This window comes from Nodosilinea sp. AN01ver1, from assembly GCF_050565655.1.
Lineage (GTDB): Bacteria > Cyanobacteriota > Cyanobacteriia > Phormidesmidales > Phormidesmidaceae > Nodosilinea.
In genome coordinates this window covers 67,561-83,259 of sequence record NZ_JBNXVS010000026.1, presented here as the reverse complement: position 1 = coordinate 83,259, position 15,699 = coordinate 67,561, and the positions used below count along the sequence as shown (strand labels likewise).

The following is a 15,699-nucleotide window of genomic DNA, read 5'->3' as shown; positions in this document are numbered from 1 at the left end:
ACTCGGGGTGGGTTTGGGGAACCGTAGCAGGGGATGGAGGAGAAAGATGCATAGAGCCTAAGGAAAAGATGAATCAGCCTGAAACTCTAGCATCTTCAGCCTTCCTTGAGAATGAAATGGCCCTGGCCCCAAGAGCCTCTCTGGAAAAAGGCTTCAACCGTTACCCTAGGAGCCTCAGTACCGCTGGTTGTAGAAGTGGTAAGCACCAACTGGCGTGACGACTACGGCAAAAAGCTAGTCGATTACGAAAGTCTCGGCATTGCTGAATATTGGATTGTTGACTATCTGGGCCTGGGCGGACGCCGCTACATTGGCAACCCCAAGCGACCAACGCTTTCGATCTATCGCCTGATTGAGGATGAGTACCAGGTCAGCCAGTTTCACGGCAATGAGCCAATCCGTTCTGAGCTGTTCCCAAACCTGTCGCTAACCGCTGAGGCCATCTTTCGGGCTGGCCAGTGACAAGGAAAGCATGCTACGCACTCCTAGCAGCAAGCGGTTTTGGGTTCCACTTCGTTTCACCCAACCTACTAGATTTTGTTGGTGCATGCGGCTTGGCTATACGGTTGTTTTCACCGATCGCATGGCGTATCATACACAACGCGGGGAATGAGCTAGGCGGGGAATGAGAGGACTGACACTCCTCCCAAACCCCTGATCATTCCGACTTATCGACGCTAAGCCGAAATGACTAGGCTCATTTTAAGAGATCTAGCCCATCGGTTTCGCACCTTTACGGAGTGCTAGGTAAGTTCCCCGTTTTCCTGACCCTAAAGGTGAACACCATGACTTACGAGTTCAAACTGCCCGTGCGGCAGCAAGAAGTAGTGCGCCTGATAGCCCTCGGCGACTACGCAGCCGTACGAGACACCATTCATCAACTGGGGGCCAAAGGCTGCGCCGACCCCGATAGGTGGACAAAGCTAATGCCTACCGGCAGAGAGGGCGAGTATATCTCGATACACACCCGCCGCTACGCCCCCGCCGCCGACTAGCGAATCAAAAAAACCCTGGAGAGTACATCTCCAGGGGTTTGCCATAGATTATGGCGTTTGCAGACCTGTCATGCCTATACCGATGGCCCAGCCTGTGATTGACTCGCCGCCGCAGGCTTCGATCGCTCAAAATGCTGCGAAAGGGTGCTAACCACATCCTCCAGGCCCACACCCTTTGCCGCCTTCTTGGCCGACGAATAGGCCGTCCGCGCTGCCGCATAGGCCTCGCTGCCCGCGACAGTCTGCGTGTCTTTAACCAGGCGCTGTAGCTCAACCAGCGTTTGCAAAATCGGGTTCAGCGCAATAAATAGGTTCATATCGCGCATGGCCCCATCCACATCCAGGTAGCGGGGCATTAGCTCCGGGTGCTGTTCGGCCACCGTCAGGGCCTGGTAGGTAAACGTTTGCGATCGCGTGCCAATCTTAGACAACCGGCGGCGCTCTTCCGCCGATAGACCGACCACAAACCCTAGCTTTTCGCGAACGAGTTCCAGGGCTTCCATTACCGCTTTTTGGTCTTCAGCAGAAAATTCAATATCGATTTGGTTGGCAATCATAGTGCTTGATACTCATGGTTAGATGACACCCTTGAATAAACCGAGTCCAAGCCTAGAAATAGAGCTTGCCGCAAAGAAAAACTTTAGTTTCCGAAGTGGATTTGGTGTACCTGGGTTTTCAATAGATAGCCTAATTTTTGCGGTTTCAAACCTGGCGATCGCACGGAATTTTTCTGAATAGCAAATGAAAGGCTCCGTAAAATACGGCAGGTCATTTCTGCAAAACCGTGACCTATTTCTAAAAACCGCCAGAGCGAAGCCTGAGGAACCCATGCAGGGTACATCCCAGTTTTGTAAATGTGCTGCGTTGTTGATTTGGAAAAGGAATCGTGCCTGTCATTCCCGCGGAGGCGGGAATCTACTGGGTAACAGCTACTCTCGATTGGATGCCCGTTTGCACGGGCATGACGGGCCAACCGTCCATCGAGTCCATGAATTTGCAAAGTTGGGATGCAACCCCCATGCACGACACTCAAAGACCCAACAATGCCACTCAGAAACCCAGCGCTGACCCTCGCGCTATCCACACATGGCACTCAGAACCCCAACGATGGCATCCAGAACCCCAACGTTGACAATCCCAGCCCCAACGTTGACAATCCCAGCCCCAACGCTGCCACACGCACTACCCACACCCGACCTACAGAATCCCAACGCTGCCACATGCACACGCACACCCGACACTCAGAGACCCAACGCTGACACCCAAAGTCCCGACGTTGACAATCCCAGCCCCAACGCCGCCACACGCACTACTCACACCCGACCCACAGAATCCCAACGCTGACACTCCCACACCCACGCACAACGCACAACGACCCATTACTGCTGTAGGTCTAGCCACACCGCCCCAAAACTGCGCAACCCACATCTCACTTTTTTGCGATTCGTCGCTGAGCTGGGGCCAACCTGCTACAGTCGTCTTCGAGAACTGCTGACCCTGGTGTGGTGCGAGGGTGGCAGGCCGTGACTGTGAGCCGTCTCAAGCGCGCGATCGCCCCTACCGATGACAGACCTCTTCAACTTCAGCCAGCACTGGTATCCAGTCACCCCCGTCGCTGATCTCAGGCCCAGCTATCCCACCGCCGTCACGGTCGTGGGTGTGCCGATCGTGATCTGGCAGCCCCGTCATTCTGGCACCTATCAGGCCTTTGTCGATCAGTGCCCCCATCGGTTGGCCCCCCTCAGCGAGGGCCGAGTAGACGAGCAGAGCGGCCACCTGATGTGTAGCTACCACGGCTGGCAGTTTGATGCCCAGGGCGTATGCCAGTCGGTGCCCCAGGCCGAGGCGGGCTTTCACCCCGACCAGCAGCCCCAGCTCTGTGCGACGGTGCTCCCCACCCAGATCGCGAACGATTTGCTGTGGGTCTGGCCCGATGCCGAGAGTACCGAGCTGGCGCAGCAGACCCCGCTGCCGCTGTCTCCTCAAATTGATGCCAGCAAGGGCTTTGTGTGGGACTCCTACCTGCGCGACCTGGAATACGACTGGCAAACGCTGGTCGAAAACGTGGTTGACCCCACCCACGTGCCCTTTGCCCACCACGGCGTGCAGGGCAAGCGCTCCCAGGCGGGGCCGCTGCCGCTGCAAATTCTCACCTCGACCCCAGAGCGCATCGAGGCCGAATCTACAGGCCGGTTCAGCAGCCACATTACCTTTGAGCCCCCCTGCCGGGTGGAATATGTCATTAGCTTTGGCGATCAGGGCAAGCAGGTGGGGCTGGTGACCTACTGCGTGCCTACGGTGCCCGGTAAGTGCCGCATTGTGGCCCAGTTTCCCCGCAATTTTGCCCTGACCCTGCACCGGCTCATCCCTCGCTGGTGGGCTCACGTTAAAACCCGCAATGCCGTGCTAGATGGCGATATGGTGCTGTTGCAGCAGCAGGCCCAGCGGCTACAGCAGCAGTTGCAAACCCAGGACTGGAAGACGGCCTATAAGCTGCCTACCACCGCCGATCGCATGGTGATTGAATTTCGCAAATGGTGCGATCGCTACCTGCCCAACCATCCCCTCTGGCAGCCCCAGGCCCCCAGCCTGGCCCCCTCCCCAGACCATCGCCACATGCTCGATCGCTACCATCAGCACACGCAGCACTGCCACAGCTGCCGCAGTGCCCTCAAGACCATTCAGCGCTTGCAGTGGGGCCTGCTGATCTACTTTGTCGCCAGCCTGGCCCTGGTGGCGGTACTGCCCGATGCCTGGCGGCTTTGGCCCGGTCTGCCCCTGGCGGGTGTGGGCCTGCTGGGGCTGGGGATCGCCGCCTGGCTGCGCTTTAGGCTAGAGCCCAAGTTTTGGTTTGTCGACTACATCCACGCCGAACGTCCCTAGTAGACTGCCAAGCTTAAAGATGACGGGGCAGTGGGGTGTAGGGTTCAAGGTTTCAGGTTCAGGCGAACCCTGAGCCCTATACCTTGCACCCTGCATGGGCACTAGGGGAAGCATGGAAGGGGCGGCGAGGGGCAGCACATTTGCTGAGGCGCTCAGCCAATCGGCACAACAAACAGCTCTGCCAAAGGTGGGATTTATGTCATGAACCGCCATCATTCCCGGCAAAGTTTCTTACTATCAAAGAGCAGGATCTTTCAAATTAAAAACCTCGATCTAAGCCGCGCTGTGGGGCGTGTTTTAGCAGTAGCCCTACGCGCTATCGGGGTTGGTTTTGATGCGTCAGGCGATCGCACACCAGCACCCTGCGCTCGCGCAGCGTCCCCTCTGGGGAATCGCCCTTTTGCAGTACTGTTTATCCCTTAATAATCATGCCTACTTTAAACCCTGAACAAGAAAAAACGGTGACCGCGTTTATCACCGCCCTGGGTCGGCAAGACAGCGCCCTGCCCGAGGGGCTGCAAAAACAGCTCCACGCTATTGGTCAGAGCTTAGACACTCGCATTTTAGAACTGCCTGCGATCGCGGCCAGCCTGCCGAACTTAAATCAGGCCTACCAAGCCGCTCTCTCTGATACCCAGGCCAACACACCAGCGGCCACCTTTGCGTCTAGCACCAGCCGATCCGACAGCGACAAACAGTTCGATCGCGCTGTGGATATTCTCACCGCCGATGACCCTGTGCAGGCGGCTAAGCGCAGCCGCACCCCCATCGGGCAAATTGCCTCAAACCCGCTGAAGCGGCTCTTTGGCCGAGGCTAACGCTTACACACCGTCCCACAATCGCCCTTTCCCAGCGATAGACTCAAGCTATGGGATTGCTGAATGCAGGTATGAATCAAATATGGCTCACCTCACCGCCCGCCGCCCCCAAAACGTAGAGGGCGATATCTACGTCGATAGCTCCTGCATCGACTGCGACACCTGCCGCTGGATGGCCCCGGATATCTTCACTCGCGACGATGAGCAGTCGGCGGTTTTTCACCAGCCCAAAACCGAGGCCGAACGGCTGGCCGCGCTACAGGCTGTACTCGCCTGCCCCACTGCTTCCATTGGCACCGTGGAGCCGCCCAAAGATATGAAGGCGGCCCAGGCCAGCTTTCCGATCGCCATTACCGAGAACGTCTACCACTGCGGCTACCACTCCGAAAAGTCTTACGGGGCGGCCAGCTACTTGATTCAGCGACCCGATGGCAACGTGCTGGTCGATTCGCCCCGCTTTGCTGCCCCCCTGGTGAAGCAGATCGAAGCCCTGGGCGGCGTGCGCTACCTCTACCTCACCCACCAGGATGATGTGGCCGACCACCAGCAGTTTCATGAGCGGTTTGGCTGTCAACGCATCCTCCACGCCGACGACGTTGGCCGGGGCACTGCCGCCGTCGAAATTCAGCTCCAGGGCACCGACCCGGTCGACCTAACGCCCGACCTGACGATTATTCCGGTGCCGGGCCACACCAAAGGCCATACGGTGCTGCTGTACGACAACCGGGTGCTGTTTACCGGCGACCACCTGGCCTGGTCGGAGCGGCTGCATCAGCTGCACGCCTTCCGCTCTGTCTGCTGGTATTCCTGGTCTGAGCAGGTTAAATCAATGGAAAGGCTCACCACCTACGACTTTGAGTGGGTGCTGCCCGGCCACGGTCGCCGCCACCACGCCGACAAAGCCACCATGCGCCAGCACATGCAAAAGTGCCTCGCCTGGATGAAGGCGCAGTAGGGTTGGGAATGATCGTAGAAGAAAGGCGGCGATCGCTTTTGCAGCACCGTAGGGTGGGCAGTGCCAGCCCTACTCGCTACAAATCAAAGACGTAGCGCACCGCTCCAGACTCTGGATCGTTGGTGACATCGGCATAGCCGTAGCGCAGCGCCTCCTGAATCAGGGCATCTACGCGCTCTGGGTTCAGCCCGGTGTGAAGCGCGACCTGTGCCTTAGAAAGTCTGCCCCCATTGGCGTGGGCCACCCTTAGCAGCTGCTGCATCGAGTCATTTTGGGTCTGTGGAATGCTCTGGGCCGCGACCAGGTTTCGCTCTATCGACACTGGCATCACCAGGCCCTCGTCACCCCACTCTGCCAGGTATTGCCGCCGCAGTTGGTCGTTTCGGGTTTTGACCATGCCGGGCACCAGCACCAGATCGATGAGCTGGCCAATGCCAAACAACCCGAATGTGAACAGGTAGACGAGCCCCAACACAATCTGCCCGGTATAAAACCGATGTAGCCCGCAGATGCCCACAAAACCTAGTGCCCAGAGCGAGTAGGCTATGCCAGTTTTTGCTCGTGCCATGGTGTGTCTCTGAAAAGACTATGGTGCAGGGCAGCAAACCTAAAGTTAGCTCGCCGCCGTCGCTTAGAGCCCATTATAGACAGCCAATTTTTGCGCGGGCCGCCCCTGTAACCGTCCCGTAATACCGTCGATTGAGTTGCAAGGCAGCTCTACTGGCCAGCACCGTAGCACCGTAGGGCTGGCAGTGCCCACCCTACTTGATGCCCAATAGGGCGATCGCTGAGGCGATCAGATCGACGCATTACTTTAATGTCGTCAAGCGTTGCTGAATGCCTCGGCCCCGACCAAATGCCCTGTCTTCACATAGATCGTGCAGCCCTCGCGGCTAAACGGGGTATGGCGACTGCCGTGGGGGCTACGCAGCCAGGTGCCCGCCGGGTAGTCGCCGTGCTCATCAGAAAACACGCCCTCCAGCACAAAGATCTCTTCGCCGCCCCAGTGGGTATGGGGCTGAAACTGGGTGCCCGGTGCCCACTTCACCAGCGCCACATTCTCAGTGCCGTAGGCGTGCAGCGGCATCACCTGCAAACCCTCAACCAGGCCAGGGTGCCAGGGCGCGGTGGTCGTATCTACCACCACCCGAGTCTGGTCGTCGGGGTGCATCTGCCACAGCTTGACCAAAATGGTGCAGCCCGGCTGGCTCGATGGCGTATGGGCCGAACCGACTGGGTTCCGCACATAGGTGCCTGCCGGGTAGTCACCGTGCTCGTCAGAAAATACGCCTTCTAAGACAAAAAACTCTTCGCCGCCGCCGTGGGTGTGGGGCGAAAAGGCGCTGCCGGGGGCGTAGCGCACCAGAGAGGTGGCGCGGGCGATCTCATCTCCATCGCGATCGAGCATGCGGCGGTGAACACCGGGCATGGGGGAGTCGAGCCAGGGGAGATCGGGAGTGGTGAGAACGATGCGTTGGGTGAGGTCGGCGTGGAGCTGCATTTTGGGTAGGTGGGTGGATGGGTAGATGGGTGGGAGGGTAAGCGGGTGGATGGGTAGATGGGTGGATGGGTGGCGGTCCCTGAGCGAAGTCGTTCGCGTTAGCGTCTCCCGTAGGGAGAAAGGGGTGAATGGGTGGCGGTCCCTGAGCGAAGTCGTTTGTCCTGTGGACAGGCTGCGCCAACGCGTTCGCGTCTCCCGTAGGGAGAAAGGGGGTGGATAGGTAGGGGCAAACGGCGTTTGCCCTGAGTCGTGTTTGCTTTGGAATGGGGTTTGCCCTGCGTAGGGTTTGCCCTGTTCCATTATTGAGGATTTTGCCAGGGGCCAGTGTCGGTCAAGAAGGGCGAGAACTCTGGGGTTGACCAGGTGAGGGGCAGGCTGCCTTCGACACGGTAGCCCTGCGTTACATGAAAGCGCAGCAGGCGTTCGGCTCCTTCGTAGGCGGCAATTTCGGGGCCAGCCCACATGACTTCGGCGGTGCCGGTGAGGTAGAGCAGATCGCCCCGCTCAAAATCGATGAAGATTAGACCAGCGCGGGGGTTGAGTTCTAGGTTGCCAAAGGTGTTGAAGTGCAAGTTGCCCGAAAAATCGGGAATTGTCAGCGTGGTGGCATCATCCACACGCACAAAGCCCGGTTTGCCGCCCCGGTGCGACACATCTACGCCGCTGGCGCTGCCCGCTGACTCCGCCTGGTGGGCCGTGGCGATGAAGAAGGTATCCGCAGCGGCGATCATCGCTTGTTCACTCTCTCCCAGCGCCACCAGGGAATGCACGGGTTTTGGGGCTGTCGGATCTAGCGATCGCAGATCAAACTGCTGCGTTTGAATGTGCCGCGCCTGAATGTACTGGGGGCAGTTGCCAAAGCTCTGCCCCACCGCCACCGTAAATCCGTCGGGCTGAAGGGCTGTTACTGTGCCATTCAGGCGGTTGCGACGGCGGCTGTGCAGCTCAATACCCAGCAGGCCAATGTCGGCCCCCTCGGCCAGGGTGCGGTGCAGGGGGTCGCCGTAGAGCGGTTGGGCCGCAATGTGCAGAGTGCGATCGTCGGGGGAGGTAATGAACCCCGGTTTCCCCACCAACATTGAGGCCCAGGGTTGACCGTTGCCATCCACCGTACCCACCAGCACGTAAGACAGCTGGGCAAAAAATTGACGGTGCTGCTCGGGCAAATAGTCGCGAATGATCCGCCGCCCCTGGCGATCCATCCGCTCCTGCACCCCCAGCCGCGCCTGAATCGCCAGTTCTCCGGCATGAAAGGGAGACTCTTCGTGGGACCAGCCTGGGTTTGCCATGGGTACGCTCCTGCTACTGATTAGGTCTTAATTTCTCTAAAGGCGTAGGGTGGGTTAGGCGATCGCTCTCCCCCGCCATCCGCCGTTCACCTGTCGCGCCGCCGTAACCCACCGCCTACCCATGACCAGAGGCTCGATTTGGGCAAAATGGTGGGTCAGGTGGGCGGATTCTGGTGCAGAGCTGGGGCCAATCGCGATGACCTACCCTACAGTCTGTTGATTGTGGTCGGCCAATCTCGGTTTAAAGGCCCGCCATTGGCACAAAGCCGGGCAGCTGCTTGATGCGATCGATCCAGGCCAGCACGCTGGGGTAGGCATCGAGGTCTACCTTGCCGTCGCGGGCCAGCGCCACGTAGGGGAATACGGCCACATCGGCAATGGTGGGGCGATCGAACTCCAGCCAGGGGCGATCGTGAAGGTGCTTGTCGAGCTGGGTGAGAATGTGCTCGGCCTTTTGGTGGGCGCGATCGATGTTGATATTGGTGGCCCCAAACAGGTGGTAGAGGCGAGCATTCTCAGGCCCCTGGCGCACTTCGCCAGCGGTGGTCGAGAGCCAGCGCACCACCTGGGCCAGCGGCAGGGCTTCGGTGGGCAGCCAGTCTTCGCCGCCGTACTGCCGCGCCAGGTATACCAGAATAGCCTGGGCATCGGCCAGCCTGACGTCACCATCGATTAGCAGAGGAACTTGCCCAAACGGGTTGAGCGCCAGGTATTCAGGCGACTTGTGCTCGGCTTTCATCAGGTCAACGTTGACCCAGTCGTAGTCGAGGCCCAGCAGTTCGAGCAGCAGGCGCACTTTGTGGCTGTTGCCCGAGAGTTCGTGACCGTAGAGCTTGATCATGGTGGGTGTCCTTTATGGGTGGATGGGTAACGGTTCCTGGGCGAAGTCGTTTGTCCTGTGGACAGGCTTTACCAAAGCGTTCGCGTCTCCCGCAGAGAGAAAGGGGGTGGATGAGCAGGGGTTTAGTTCGCACTCTTCATCCAGACAGCTTCAGAAGGCAGTGAATGAGTACCGAACGTTCGGTACAAGATTTACTGTACTGATCGTTCGGTATAATGTCAACAGGGTTCCCAACCGTTCTGGAGGCGCAATGGCTAAGCAAACCCCGGCTAAACAAAGCTACGTGCCAACCCTGCTCGACCTGTTTCGGCAGAACGGCTACGACGGGGTCAGCCTGTCCAAAATTTCTGAGGCTACGGGCCTGGGCAAGGCCAGCCTCTACCACCACTTTCCGGGCGGCAAGGATGACATGGTCGAAACGGTGCTGGCCACCCTTGACCAGTGGCTGCAAGAGACGGCGGTGGATGCCTTAGACGGTGAAGGGGATGCGCTAGCGCGATTGGGGCGAATGGGCGATCGCATCCGTGACGCCTACAGCCACGGCGAAAAGCCCTGCATGCTGGCCTCACTGATGCTGGGCTCGGCCAAAGACGACTTTCAGCCCCAGGTGCAGGCGATGCTGGAGCGGTGGATGGGAGCGATCGCCGCCGTTTTGACCCAGGGCGGCATGGCAGAATCCCTAGCCCAGGAGCGCAGCGAAGAAGCCCTGATCGCTATTCAGGGCGCACTGATTATGGCGCGGGCTATGGGCGATGCCGCCATCTTTGAGCGCACCATGCAGCGCCTGCCCGAGCAGCTCTGTCGCTAGGTCAGCACGGTATGAATGTCGGCTCCAGCGCTGAGCAGGCGGTGCACCGGGCAGCGATCGCCGATTTCCCGCAGGCGATCGCGCTGCTCGGCGCTGAGGTCGCCCACCAGGGTGAGGTAGGCCTTGATCACCGACTGCTTTTCTCCCGACGAGTTTTTTGTAGTGTGCAGCTCGGCGGCCACGTAGACATTCTCGACGGGCCAGCCCTTGCGCTCGGCGTACATTTTGATCGTGATCGCCTTGCAGCTGCCCAGGCCCGCCAGCAGTAGCTCGGTCGGGGTTGGCCCCTGGTCGTCGCCGCCCACCGAGGCGGGTTCGTCGGCCGTCAGCTCAAACTGGCGAATGGCGATGTCTTGGCCATAGCGCGACGCGTTTGACGAAACCTGAACTGAGGTCATACCCATCTCCGCTTCTATAGGGCGATCGCAGGCGAGACAACCCCCGTACTGATGTGTACCGAGTCGGGGTTGGCCCAGAGCACCAGTTTGGGGTCGTAGGGGCTGTTGAGGTACCGGTGGCGGGGCAAAATCCGCAGCGAAAGGCCCTGCAAGCCGCTGGCGGTGTACTGCATTTCCAGGGCATAGACGCTTCTGCCCTGGTCATCCTGGCCCTGGTAGGCCATCGGCACCGCCAGCCCGGTGTGAATTTCGCCGTCGATGGCAACGGTGCCCTGGTACAGCTCGACCTGTACATCGTCGGGGGTGAGCGCCCCGAGGCGAATGGCGGCGGTCACCTTAAAAGGCTGGTTGACCCGCAGATCGCTTGTGTCAGAAATCGCCACTTCCTCAAAGCGCACCTCGTACCACTGCTCGGTGATGCGGGCCTGCCAGGCGGTGAGTTCTTTGCCGGGGCCGTAGTCGTCGGCTGCCAGGGTGCGGGCGCGATCGCTGGCCGCAAAGTAGCCCCGGTTGGCGTAGTCTTTGACCATGCGAGCGGTGTTGAACTGGGGCGTGTTGAGGTAAATCGCCTCCTTCATTTTGGCTACCCAGCCGCGCGGAATTTCGTCCTTGTCGCGATCGTAGAACAGGGGCACGACTTCTTTTTCCAGAATGTCGTAGAGGGCGTTGGCCTCCACATCGTCCTGGTAGTCGGGGTCGTCGTAGTCTTCGCCGTGGCCAATGGGCCAGCCAGTGCGAATGTAGTCGGCCTCATCCCACCAGCCGTCGAGCACGCTGAGGTTGGGCAGCCCGTTCATGGCCGCTTTCATGCCGCTGGTGCCCGAGGCCTCGCGGGGGCGGCGGGGGTTGTTGAGCCACACGTCGCAGCCCGCCACCATATCCCGCGACAGGTGAATGTCGTAGTTGGGCACAAACACAATCGAGCGGCTCAGCCCTTCGTCGCGGGTGAAGTGAACGATGCTGCGAATCAGCTCTTTGCCGGGAATGTCTTTGGGGTGGGCCTTGCCCGCAATCACAAACTGCACCCGCCGCCCTGTGCCCTGACCGGTGATGATCTGGCGAATGCGCTCCAGGTCGTGGAGAAACAGCGTCGCCCGTTTGTAGGTGGCAAAGCGGCGGGCAAAGCCAATGGTGAGCACAAAGGGGTCGAGGCATTCCTGGGCCTCGGAAAGCTCACGGGGTGAGGCCCCCCGATCCTGCATGCTGCGGGTGAGGCGATCGCGTACCGCCACCACCAGGTGCGATCGCCGCTGCTCGTGGTTGCGCCACAGCTCATCGTCGGGGATGGCGTAGACCCGCTCCCACAGCGATGCGCTGGGGCTGGCCTCAGCCCAGTTGGGGCCAAGGTAGCGATCGTAGAGCGTTTGGGTCGAGCGGGCCACGCAGCTGCGGGCGTGCACGCCGTTGGTGATGGCGGTAATCGGCACCTCGCTTTGGGGCAGCCCGGTCCACAGCTCGCCAAACATATCGCGCGACACTTCGGCGTGGAGCTGACTCACCCCGTTGATAAAGGTCGCCGTCTTAATCGCCAGCACCGCCATGCTAAACGGGGCCGAAAAGTCGCCCGTATCGGTGCGGCCCAGGGCCAAAAATTCGGCATCGCCGAGGCCAAAGCGCTGGCGGTAGTGGCCCAGGTAGTGCAGCACCTTTTCGGGCGGAAACAGATCGATACCGGCGGGTACGGGAGTGTGGGTGGTAAACATCTGGCTGGTTTGGGCCACCTGCAGGGCCTCGGCAAAGCTCAGCCCGTCGTCTTCCATAAAGGCGCGGATGCGCTCCAGGGCCATAAAGGCCGAGTGGCCCTCGTTCATGTGGTAGGCGGTGGGCACAATGCCCAGAGCCTTGAGCATGCGAATGCCGCCAATCCCCAGCATGATTTCCTGGTGAATGCGCATGTCGATGTCGCCGCCGTAGAGGCGATCGCAGATGTCCTGGTCGTACTGGCTGTTGGGCTCAATGTTGGTGTCGAGCAGGTACAGCGGCACCGTGCCCACCTGCACCCGCCAGATCCGGGCATAGACCTGGCGACCGGGGTACTCCACCGCAATTCGCAGCTCGTTGCCCTCGCCGTCGCGCTCCAGGTGCAGAGGCATGTTGTAAAAGTCGTTGATCGGGTAGCGCTCCTGCTGCCAGCCGTCGGCATTCAGGTACTGGGCAAAGTAGCCCTCCTGATACAGCAGCCCCACCGCCACCAGGGGCAGACCCAGATCGCTGGCCGACTTGAGGTGGTCGCCCGCCAGCACCCCCAGACCACCCGAGTACACCGGCATGCAGGTGGTGAGGCCAAACTCCATCGAAAAGTAGGCGTAGCGCTCGCCTGGGACGGGGGTTTTGCGGTGTTTTTTATACCAGTTGCGATCGCGCAAATAGTCCTCCAGACGCTGGGCCGCCCGGTCCATCTGGGCCAAAAACCCCTCGTCTTCGGCAATCTCGTTCAGCCGCGCCTGGTTGATCGTGCCCAGCATCAGCACCGGGTTGTAGCGGCTCGACTCCCACAGGTCGCCGTCCAGTCGCCGAAACAGGTCTACCATCTCCACATCCCAGTCCCAGTGAAGGTTGTAGGCCAGGGTGCGCAGCGCCTCTAGCCGCTGGGGTAGGGCAGGCGTAACGTTAAACGTGCGAATGGGGCGCATAGGTCGAGCAGCAAGGGTTTAGGTTGTCTAGAGCCATTTTGCCCCCTATCGAACCGGTAGCGGGCACCGGGCCATAGCTTGTAATACTCCCTTAGACCACTCCCTTAAGCGCCGACCAGGGGAGAGCACAACTGGGGCAAAACTAACGTAAAAATTTAGAGAAATATTGCGGCTTCTCCCCAGGCATAGGTTATGAGATCCCTACCTAAAGGCGTAGCTTAGGGCGATCGCTCCAGGGAATAATAGGCAGGTAAGGAGATCGTAAAACCGCCGTAGAGGACATGACCATGACGCAGGATAGGAAACCCCAGGGGCGCGGAGCCGCCTTAGACAAAGGCGATCGCCCCGAGGTTGAGTTTGATCAGTGGGCCAGCGCCGTGCGCCAGCAGATGGTCGCCGCCCTCAAGCGCCGTGGTAACAGCTAGCCCAACTAGAACAACCCTAAGGCCTAAACTCAGAACTGAGGGCTCAGCAGCTCGGACCGTAGGATCACTCCTCCACCCGACAGGCTGAGCCCTCTTCAGCTTTAAACCCTGGCCCTGCCCGCCCCTCGCCCCCGCTTACGCCTGCCCTGGCGCTTGGTAGACTACGGAGGCACCTGCCCCCCAGCGTACCCGTACTCTACAACCGCCAGTTCCGTGGCGCTCATCCTGTGGCCACCAAAAAACCTACCAGCAAAAGCAGCGGCAAGCCCAGTGACCCTCCCCTCTCTACTCCCGCCAGTTCTGGTCAGGGGTTTAAGGTACAGGTGTTTTATCTGGCCGCCAGCAGCAATAATCCCAAAGCTCCCCTCAAAGATGCGCTCTGGTTTGCCACCTACCCGATCATTCCGCGCATCGGCGACTGCGTTTTTAGGGATGGCGTGTACTACCGGGTAGAGCGCGTTTTTTTGTACGAAAATTTAGCCGCCGGATGGTGCGCCGACGTCGAAGTTTCGTTCTACAGCAGGCGCTAGTTACGGCCTCGCCAACGGCCCGTAATTTGATGTTACAAAACTTATGAAAAGCCCCGGCCCCAGGGGCTGGAAACACCGCCAACACAGTGTTACAGAAGCATTAATCTTCAGAAACCTTATGCTAAAGTAAGCGGGTAACATGTTTGGCTTTCGGTAGGCTGGTTAATCACAGTCTGATCTCAGTTTTCGGGTAATCGGTGTGTACCACTCCGAATCGAACTTGTCTACATCACATGTCTAATTTGGAGTTGTGCCATGTCGATTTATGTAGGAAACCTTGCCTACAATGCTACGGAGGGGGACATCACCGAAGTCTTCTCCGAGTACGGAGCCGTTAGCCGAGTAACGGTACCCACCGATCGCGAAACAGGTCGCCCCCGTGGCTTTGCTTTCGTCGAGATGGAAAAGGAAGCTGACGAAGACGCAGCGATCGAAGCCCTCGATGGCGCTGAGTGGATGGGCCGCGAGCTGCGGGTCAACAAAGCTCGCCCCAAAGAGAAGCGCGCTGGCGGCGGCGGCCCCCGCGGCAACTTCGGCGGCGGCGGCGGCAGAGATGGCGGCAACCGGGAATTCTCCCGCTGGTAAGTCACCCGTTCATCACCCTAAATATTAAGATGTTGCAATGGCAGAGGATGAGTATCCCCTGCCATTTTTGGTTAGCTATCGCGCTGGCCCGCTAGAACCGTCAGTAGGGGGCAGCAGGGGGCCACTCCAGCACCCACTGGCCCAGCAGCCCGGTGCGAAAGTCGTTGAGAATGCGCTTGGCGGTGCGTTCAGAATTGTCCTGAAATTTTTGGGCCGCCACCTGGGCCACAAAGCCTTCCCCGGTGTAGTCATTCAGGGCGACGCCGTAGCGGGCTTGCAAAATCTCCTGGTACTGGTCTGGGGCGTTGGCCTGCTGCAAACCCTTGAGCAAATCTAAAAACGCCGCCGCCGTGCGCTGGGTGTCGTAGGAGGCCTCGCCAATGTCGTCGCAGATGGCCAGCTTAACCGCCGCCGCCTGACTATCCAGCCGGGAGGGAATCACCCCCGGTGCATCCAGCAGATCCAAATCGCCCGAGAGACGTATCCAGCGCAGCTGGCGCGTGACCCCGGCTTTGCGGGCGCTGGCCACCACCTTGCGGTTGAGCAAACGGTTGATCAGCGCCGACTTACCCACGTTGGGAAAGCCAATTACCACGGCGCGAATGGGGCGGGGCTTCATGCCGCGAGTCTGGCGGCGCTGGTTGACGGCCTCGCCTGCGCTCTGGGCGGCCTTGGCGATCGCCTTTACCCCCTTGCCCTGCTGACCATCGGTGAAGTAGGGCACCTCCCCCTGCTGGCGAAACCAGGTCTCCCAGGCCGTGCGCGCCTCGGCTGAAATCATATCGACCCGGTTGAGCACCAGCACGCGCGGCTTTTCGCCTACCCAGTCATCAACTTTGGGGTGCCGCGTCGAGACCGGAATGCGGGCGTCGCGCACCTCCAGCACCACGTCTACCCGGTTGAGCTGATCGACCAGGGCCTTTTCTGCTTTGGCGATATGGCCGGGATACCACTGGATTTCGGGGGTGGACATGGGGGGAATGGATGGGTAGGTGGGTGAGTGGATGGGTGGGTGAATAGAGGGCGATCGCAGGGTGG

16 protein-coding genes and 1 pseudogene are annotated in these 15,699 nt (G+C 59.8%); 9 read left to right on the top strand and 8 right to left on the bottom strand.

Annotation, left to right across the window (positions count from 1 at the left end):
- Positions 1 to 132 precede the first annotated feature (132 nt).
- Together ACQ4N7_RS18985 and ACQ4N7_RS18980 are read left to right on the top strand one after the other, a co-directional pair.
- A pseudogene (locus ACQ4N7_RS18985) lies at positions 133 to 462 on the top strand (Uma2 family endonuclease); the annotation flags it as partial.
- 323 nt (positions 463 to 785) lie between these two features.
- Positions 786 to 995, top strand: coding sequence for a hypothetical protein (locus ACQ4N7_RS18980; RefSeq protein WP_194024760.1), 210 nt, complete (start codon positions 786 to 788; stop codon positions 993 to 995).
- A gap of 74 nt (positions 996 to 1,069) precedes the next feature.
- Here the strand turns inward: ACQ4N7_RS18980 and ACQ4N7_RS18975 are convergent, their stop codons facing one another.
- Positions 1,070 to 1,552, bottom strand: coding sequence for a hypothetical protein (locus ACQ4N7_RS18975; protein ID WP_430713052.1), 483 nt, complete (start codon positions 1,550 to 1,552; stop codon positions 1,070 to 1,072).
- 1,006 nt (positions 1,553 to 2,558) lie between these two features.
- Here ACQ4N7_RS18975 and ACQ4N7_RS18970 point away from each other — a divergent pair.
- The 3 genes from ACQ4N7_RS18970 (at position 2,559) to ACQ4N7_RS18960 (ending at position 5,651) form a co-directional block, all read left to right on the top strand.
- A complete protein-coding gene (locus ACQ4N7_RS18970) occupies positions 2,559 to 3,878 on the top strand; it encodes a Rieske 2Fe-2S domain-containing protein (RefSeq protein ID WP_430713051.1) in 1,320 nt (439 codons plus the stop codon).
- 428 nt (positions 3,879 to 4,306) lie between these two features.
- A complete protein-coding gene (locus ACQ4N7_RS18965; RefSeq protein ID WP_430713050.1) occupies positions 4,307 to 4,696 on the top strand; it encodes a hypothetical protein in 390 nt (129 codons plus the stop codon).
- Between the two features lie 82 nt (positions 4,697 to 4,778).
- Positions 4,779 to 5,651 (top strand): MBL fold metallo-hydrolase, encoded by an 873-nt coding sequence (locus ACQ4N7_RS18960; protein WP_430713049.1) that lies wholly within the window; start codon positions 4,779 to 4,781, stop codon positions 5,649 to 5,651.
- A 76-nt stretch (positions 5,652 to 5,727) separates the two neighbouring features.
- Here the strand turns inward: ACQ4N7_RS18960 and ACQ4N7_RS18955 are convergent, their stop codons facing one another.
- From ACQ4N7_RS18955 to ACQ4N7_RS18940, 4 genes are all read right to left on the bottom strand, one after another.
- Positions 5,728 to 6,219 carry a TM2 domain-containing protein gene (locus ACQ4N7_RS18955; RefSeq protein WP_430713048.1) on the bottom strand — a complete coding sequence of 164 codons (492 nt, stop codon included), beginning with the start codon at positions 6,217 to 6,219 and terminating at the stop codon, positions 5,728 to 5,730.
- A 255-nt stretch (positions 6,220 to 6,474) separates the two neighbouring features.
- Entirely contained in the window at positions 6,475 to 7,152 is a 678-nt protein-coding gene (locus tag ACQ4N7_RS18950; RefSeq protein ID WP_430713047.1) for a cupin domain-containing protein, read from the bottom strand.
- Between the two features lie 299 nt (positions 7,153 to 7,451).
- Positions 7,452 to 8,441, bottom strand: coding sequence for a pyridoxamine 5'-phosphate oxidase family protein (locus ACQ4N7_RS18945; RefSeq protein WP_430713046.1), 990 nt, complete (start codon positions 8,439 to 8,441; stop codon positions 7,452 to 7,454).
- A 241-nt stretch (positions 8,442 to 8,682) separates the two neighbouring features.
- Positions 8,683 to 9,282 (bottom strand): glutathione S-transferase family protein, encoded by a 600-nt coding sequence (locus ACQ4N7_RS18940; RefSeq protein ID WP_430713045.1) that lies wholly within the window; start codon positions 9,280 to 9,282, stop codon positions 8,683 to 8,685.
- A gap of 250 nt (positions 9,283 to 9,532) precedes the next feature.
- On the opposite strand from ACQ4N7_RS18940, the gene ACQ4N7_RS18935 reads away from it, so the two are divergent.
- On the top strand, positions 9,533 to 10,090 hold the full coding sequence (locus ACQ4N7_RS18935; protein ID WP_430713044.1) for a TetR/AcrR family transcriptional regulator: 558 nt from the start codon (positions 9,533 to 9,535) through the stop codon (positions 10,088 to 10,090).
- Here the strand turns inward: ACQ4N7_RS18935 and ACQ4N7_RS18930 are convergent.
- Entirely contained in the window at positions 10,087 to 10,488 is a 402-nt protein-coding gene (locus ACQ4N7_RS18930; protein ID WP_430713043.1) for an OsmC family protein, read from the bottom strand. The two genes, ACQ4N7_RS18935 and ACQ4N7_RS18930, sit on opposite strands and share 4 nt — an antisense overlap.
- A 14-nt stretch (positions 10,489 to 10,502) precedes the next feature.
- Positions 10,503 to 13,121, bottom strand: a complete 2,619-nt coding sequence (glgP, locus tag ACQ4N7_RS18925; RefSeq protein ID WP_430713042.1) for an alpha-glucan family phosphorylase — start codon at positions 13,119 to 13,121, stop codon at positions 10,503 to 10,505.
- 287 nt (positions 13,122 to 13,408) lie between these two features.
- Between glgP and ACQ4N7_RS18920 the strand changes: the two genes are divergently transcribed.
- The 3 genes from ACQ4N7_RS18920 to ACQ4N7_RS18910 all read left to right on the top strand — a co-directional run bounded on the left by ACQ4N7_RS18920 (position 13,409) and on the right by ACQ4N7_RS18910 (position 14,661).
- Complete coding sequence (locus tag ACQ4N7_RS18920; protein ID WP_430713041.1) at positions 13,409 to 13,546, top strand: hypothetical protein; 138 nt, start codon at positions 13,409 to 13,411, stop codon at positions 13,544 to 13,546.
- 227 nt (positions 13,547 to 13,773) lie between these two features.
- Positions 13,774 to 14,076 (top strand): hypothetical protein, encoded by a 303-nt coding sequence (locus tag ACQ4N7_RS18915; protein WP_430713040.1) that lies wholly within the window; start codon positions 13,774 to 13,776, stop codon positions 14,074 to 14,076.
- Between the two features lie 255 nt (positions 14,077 to 14,331).
- Positions 14,332 to 14,661 carry an RNA recognition motif domain-containing protein gene (locus tag ACQ4N7_RS18910; protein WP_106871268.1) on the top strand — a complete coding sequence of 110 codons (330 nt, stop codon included), beginning with the start codon at positions 14,332 to 14,334 and terminating at the stop codon, positions 14,659 to 14,661.
- A gap of 100 nt (positions 14,662 to 14,761) precedes the next feature.
- Here ACQ4N7_RS18910 and ylqF read toward each other — a convergent pair whose 3' ends face one another.
- Positions 14,762 to 15,634 carry a ribosome biogenesis GTPase YlqF gene (ylqF, locus tag ACQ4N7_RS18905; RefSeq protein WP_430713058.1) on the bottom strand — a complete coding sequence of 291 codons (873 nt, stop codon included), beginning with the start codon at positions 15,632 to 15,634 and terminating at the stop codon, positions 14,762 to 14,764.
- Between the last annotated feature and the right edge of the window lie 65 nt (positions 15,635 to 15,699).

Coding starts and splice junctions, on each gene's coding strand:
- ACQ4N7_RS18940 (WP_430713045.1), bottom strand. CDS start 9,282: ATGATCAAGCTCTACGGTCACGAACTCTCGGGCAACAGCCACAAAGTG.
- ACQ4N7_RS18910 (WP_106871268.1), top strand. CDS start 14,332: ATGTCGATTTATGTAGGAAACCTTGCCTACAATGCTACGGAGGGGGAC.
- ACQ4N7_RS18980 (WP_194024760.1), top strand. CDS start 786: ATGACTTACGAGTTCAAACTGCCCGTGCGGCAGCAAGAAGTAGTGCGC.
- ACQ4N7_RS18950 (WP_430713047.1), bottom strand. CDS start 7,152: ATGCAGCTCCACGCCGACCTCACCCAACGCATCGTTCTCACCACTCCC.
- glgP (WP_430713042.1), bottom strand. CDS start 13,121: ATGCGCCCCATTCGCACGTTTAACGTTACGCCTGCCCTACCCCAGCGG.
- ACQ4N7_RS18975 (WP_430713052.1), bottom strand. CDS start 1,552: ATGATTGCCAACCAAATCGATATTGAATTTTCTGCTGAAGACCAAAAA.
- ACQ4N7_RS18945 (WP_430713046.1), bottom strand. CDS start 8,441: ATGGCAAACCCAGGCTGGTCCCACGAAGAGTCTCCCTTTCATGCCGGA.
- ACQ4N7_RS18965 (WP_430713050.1), top strand. CDS start 4,307: ATGCCTACTTTAAACCCTGAACAAGAAAAAACGGTGACCGCGTTTATC.
- ACQ4N7_RS18970 (WP_430713051.1), top strand. CDS start 2,559: ATGACAGACCTCTTCAACTTCAGCCAGCACTGGTATCCAGTCACCCCC.
- ACQ4N7_RS18930 (WP_430713043.1), bottom strand. CDS start 10,488: ATGACCTCAGTTCAGGTTTCGTCAAACGCGTCGCGCTATGGCCAAGAC.
- ACQ4N7_RS18955 (WP_430713048.1), bottom strand. CDS start 6,219: ATGGCACGAGCAAAAACTGGCATAGCCTACTCGCTCTGGGCACTAGGT.
- ACQ4N7_RS18920 (WP_430713041.1), top strand. CDS start 13,409: ATGACGCAGGATAGGAAACCCCAGGGGCGCGGAGCCGCCTTAGACAAA.
- ACQ4N7_RS18960 (WP_430713049.1), top strand. CDS start 4,779: ATGGCTCACCTCACCGCCCGCCGCCCCCAAAACGTAGAGGGCGATATC.
- ylqF (WP_430713058.1), bottom strand. CDS start 15,634: ATGTCCACCCCCGAAATCCAGTGGTATCCCGGCCATATCGCCAAAGCA.
- ACQ4N7_RS18935 (WP_430713044.1), top strand. CDS start 9,533: ATGGCTAAGCAAACCCCGGCTAAACAAAGCTACGTGCCAACCCTGCTC.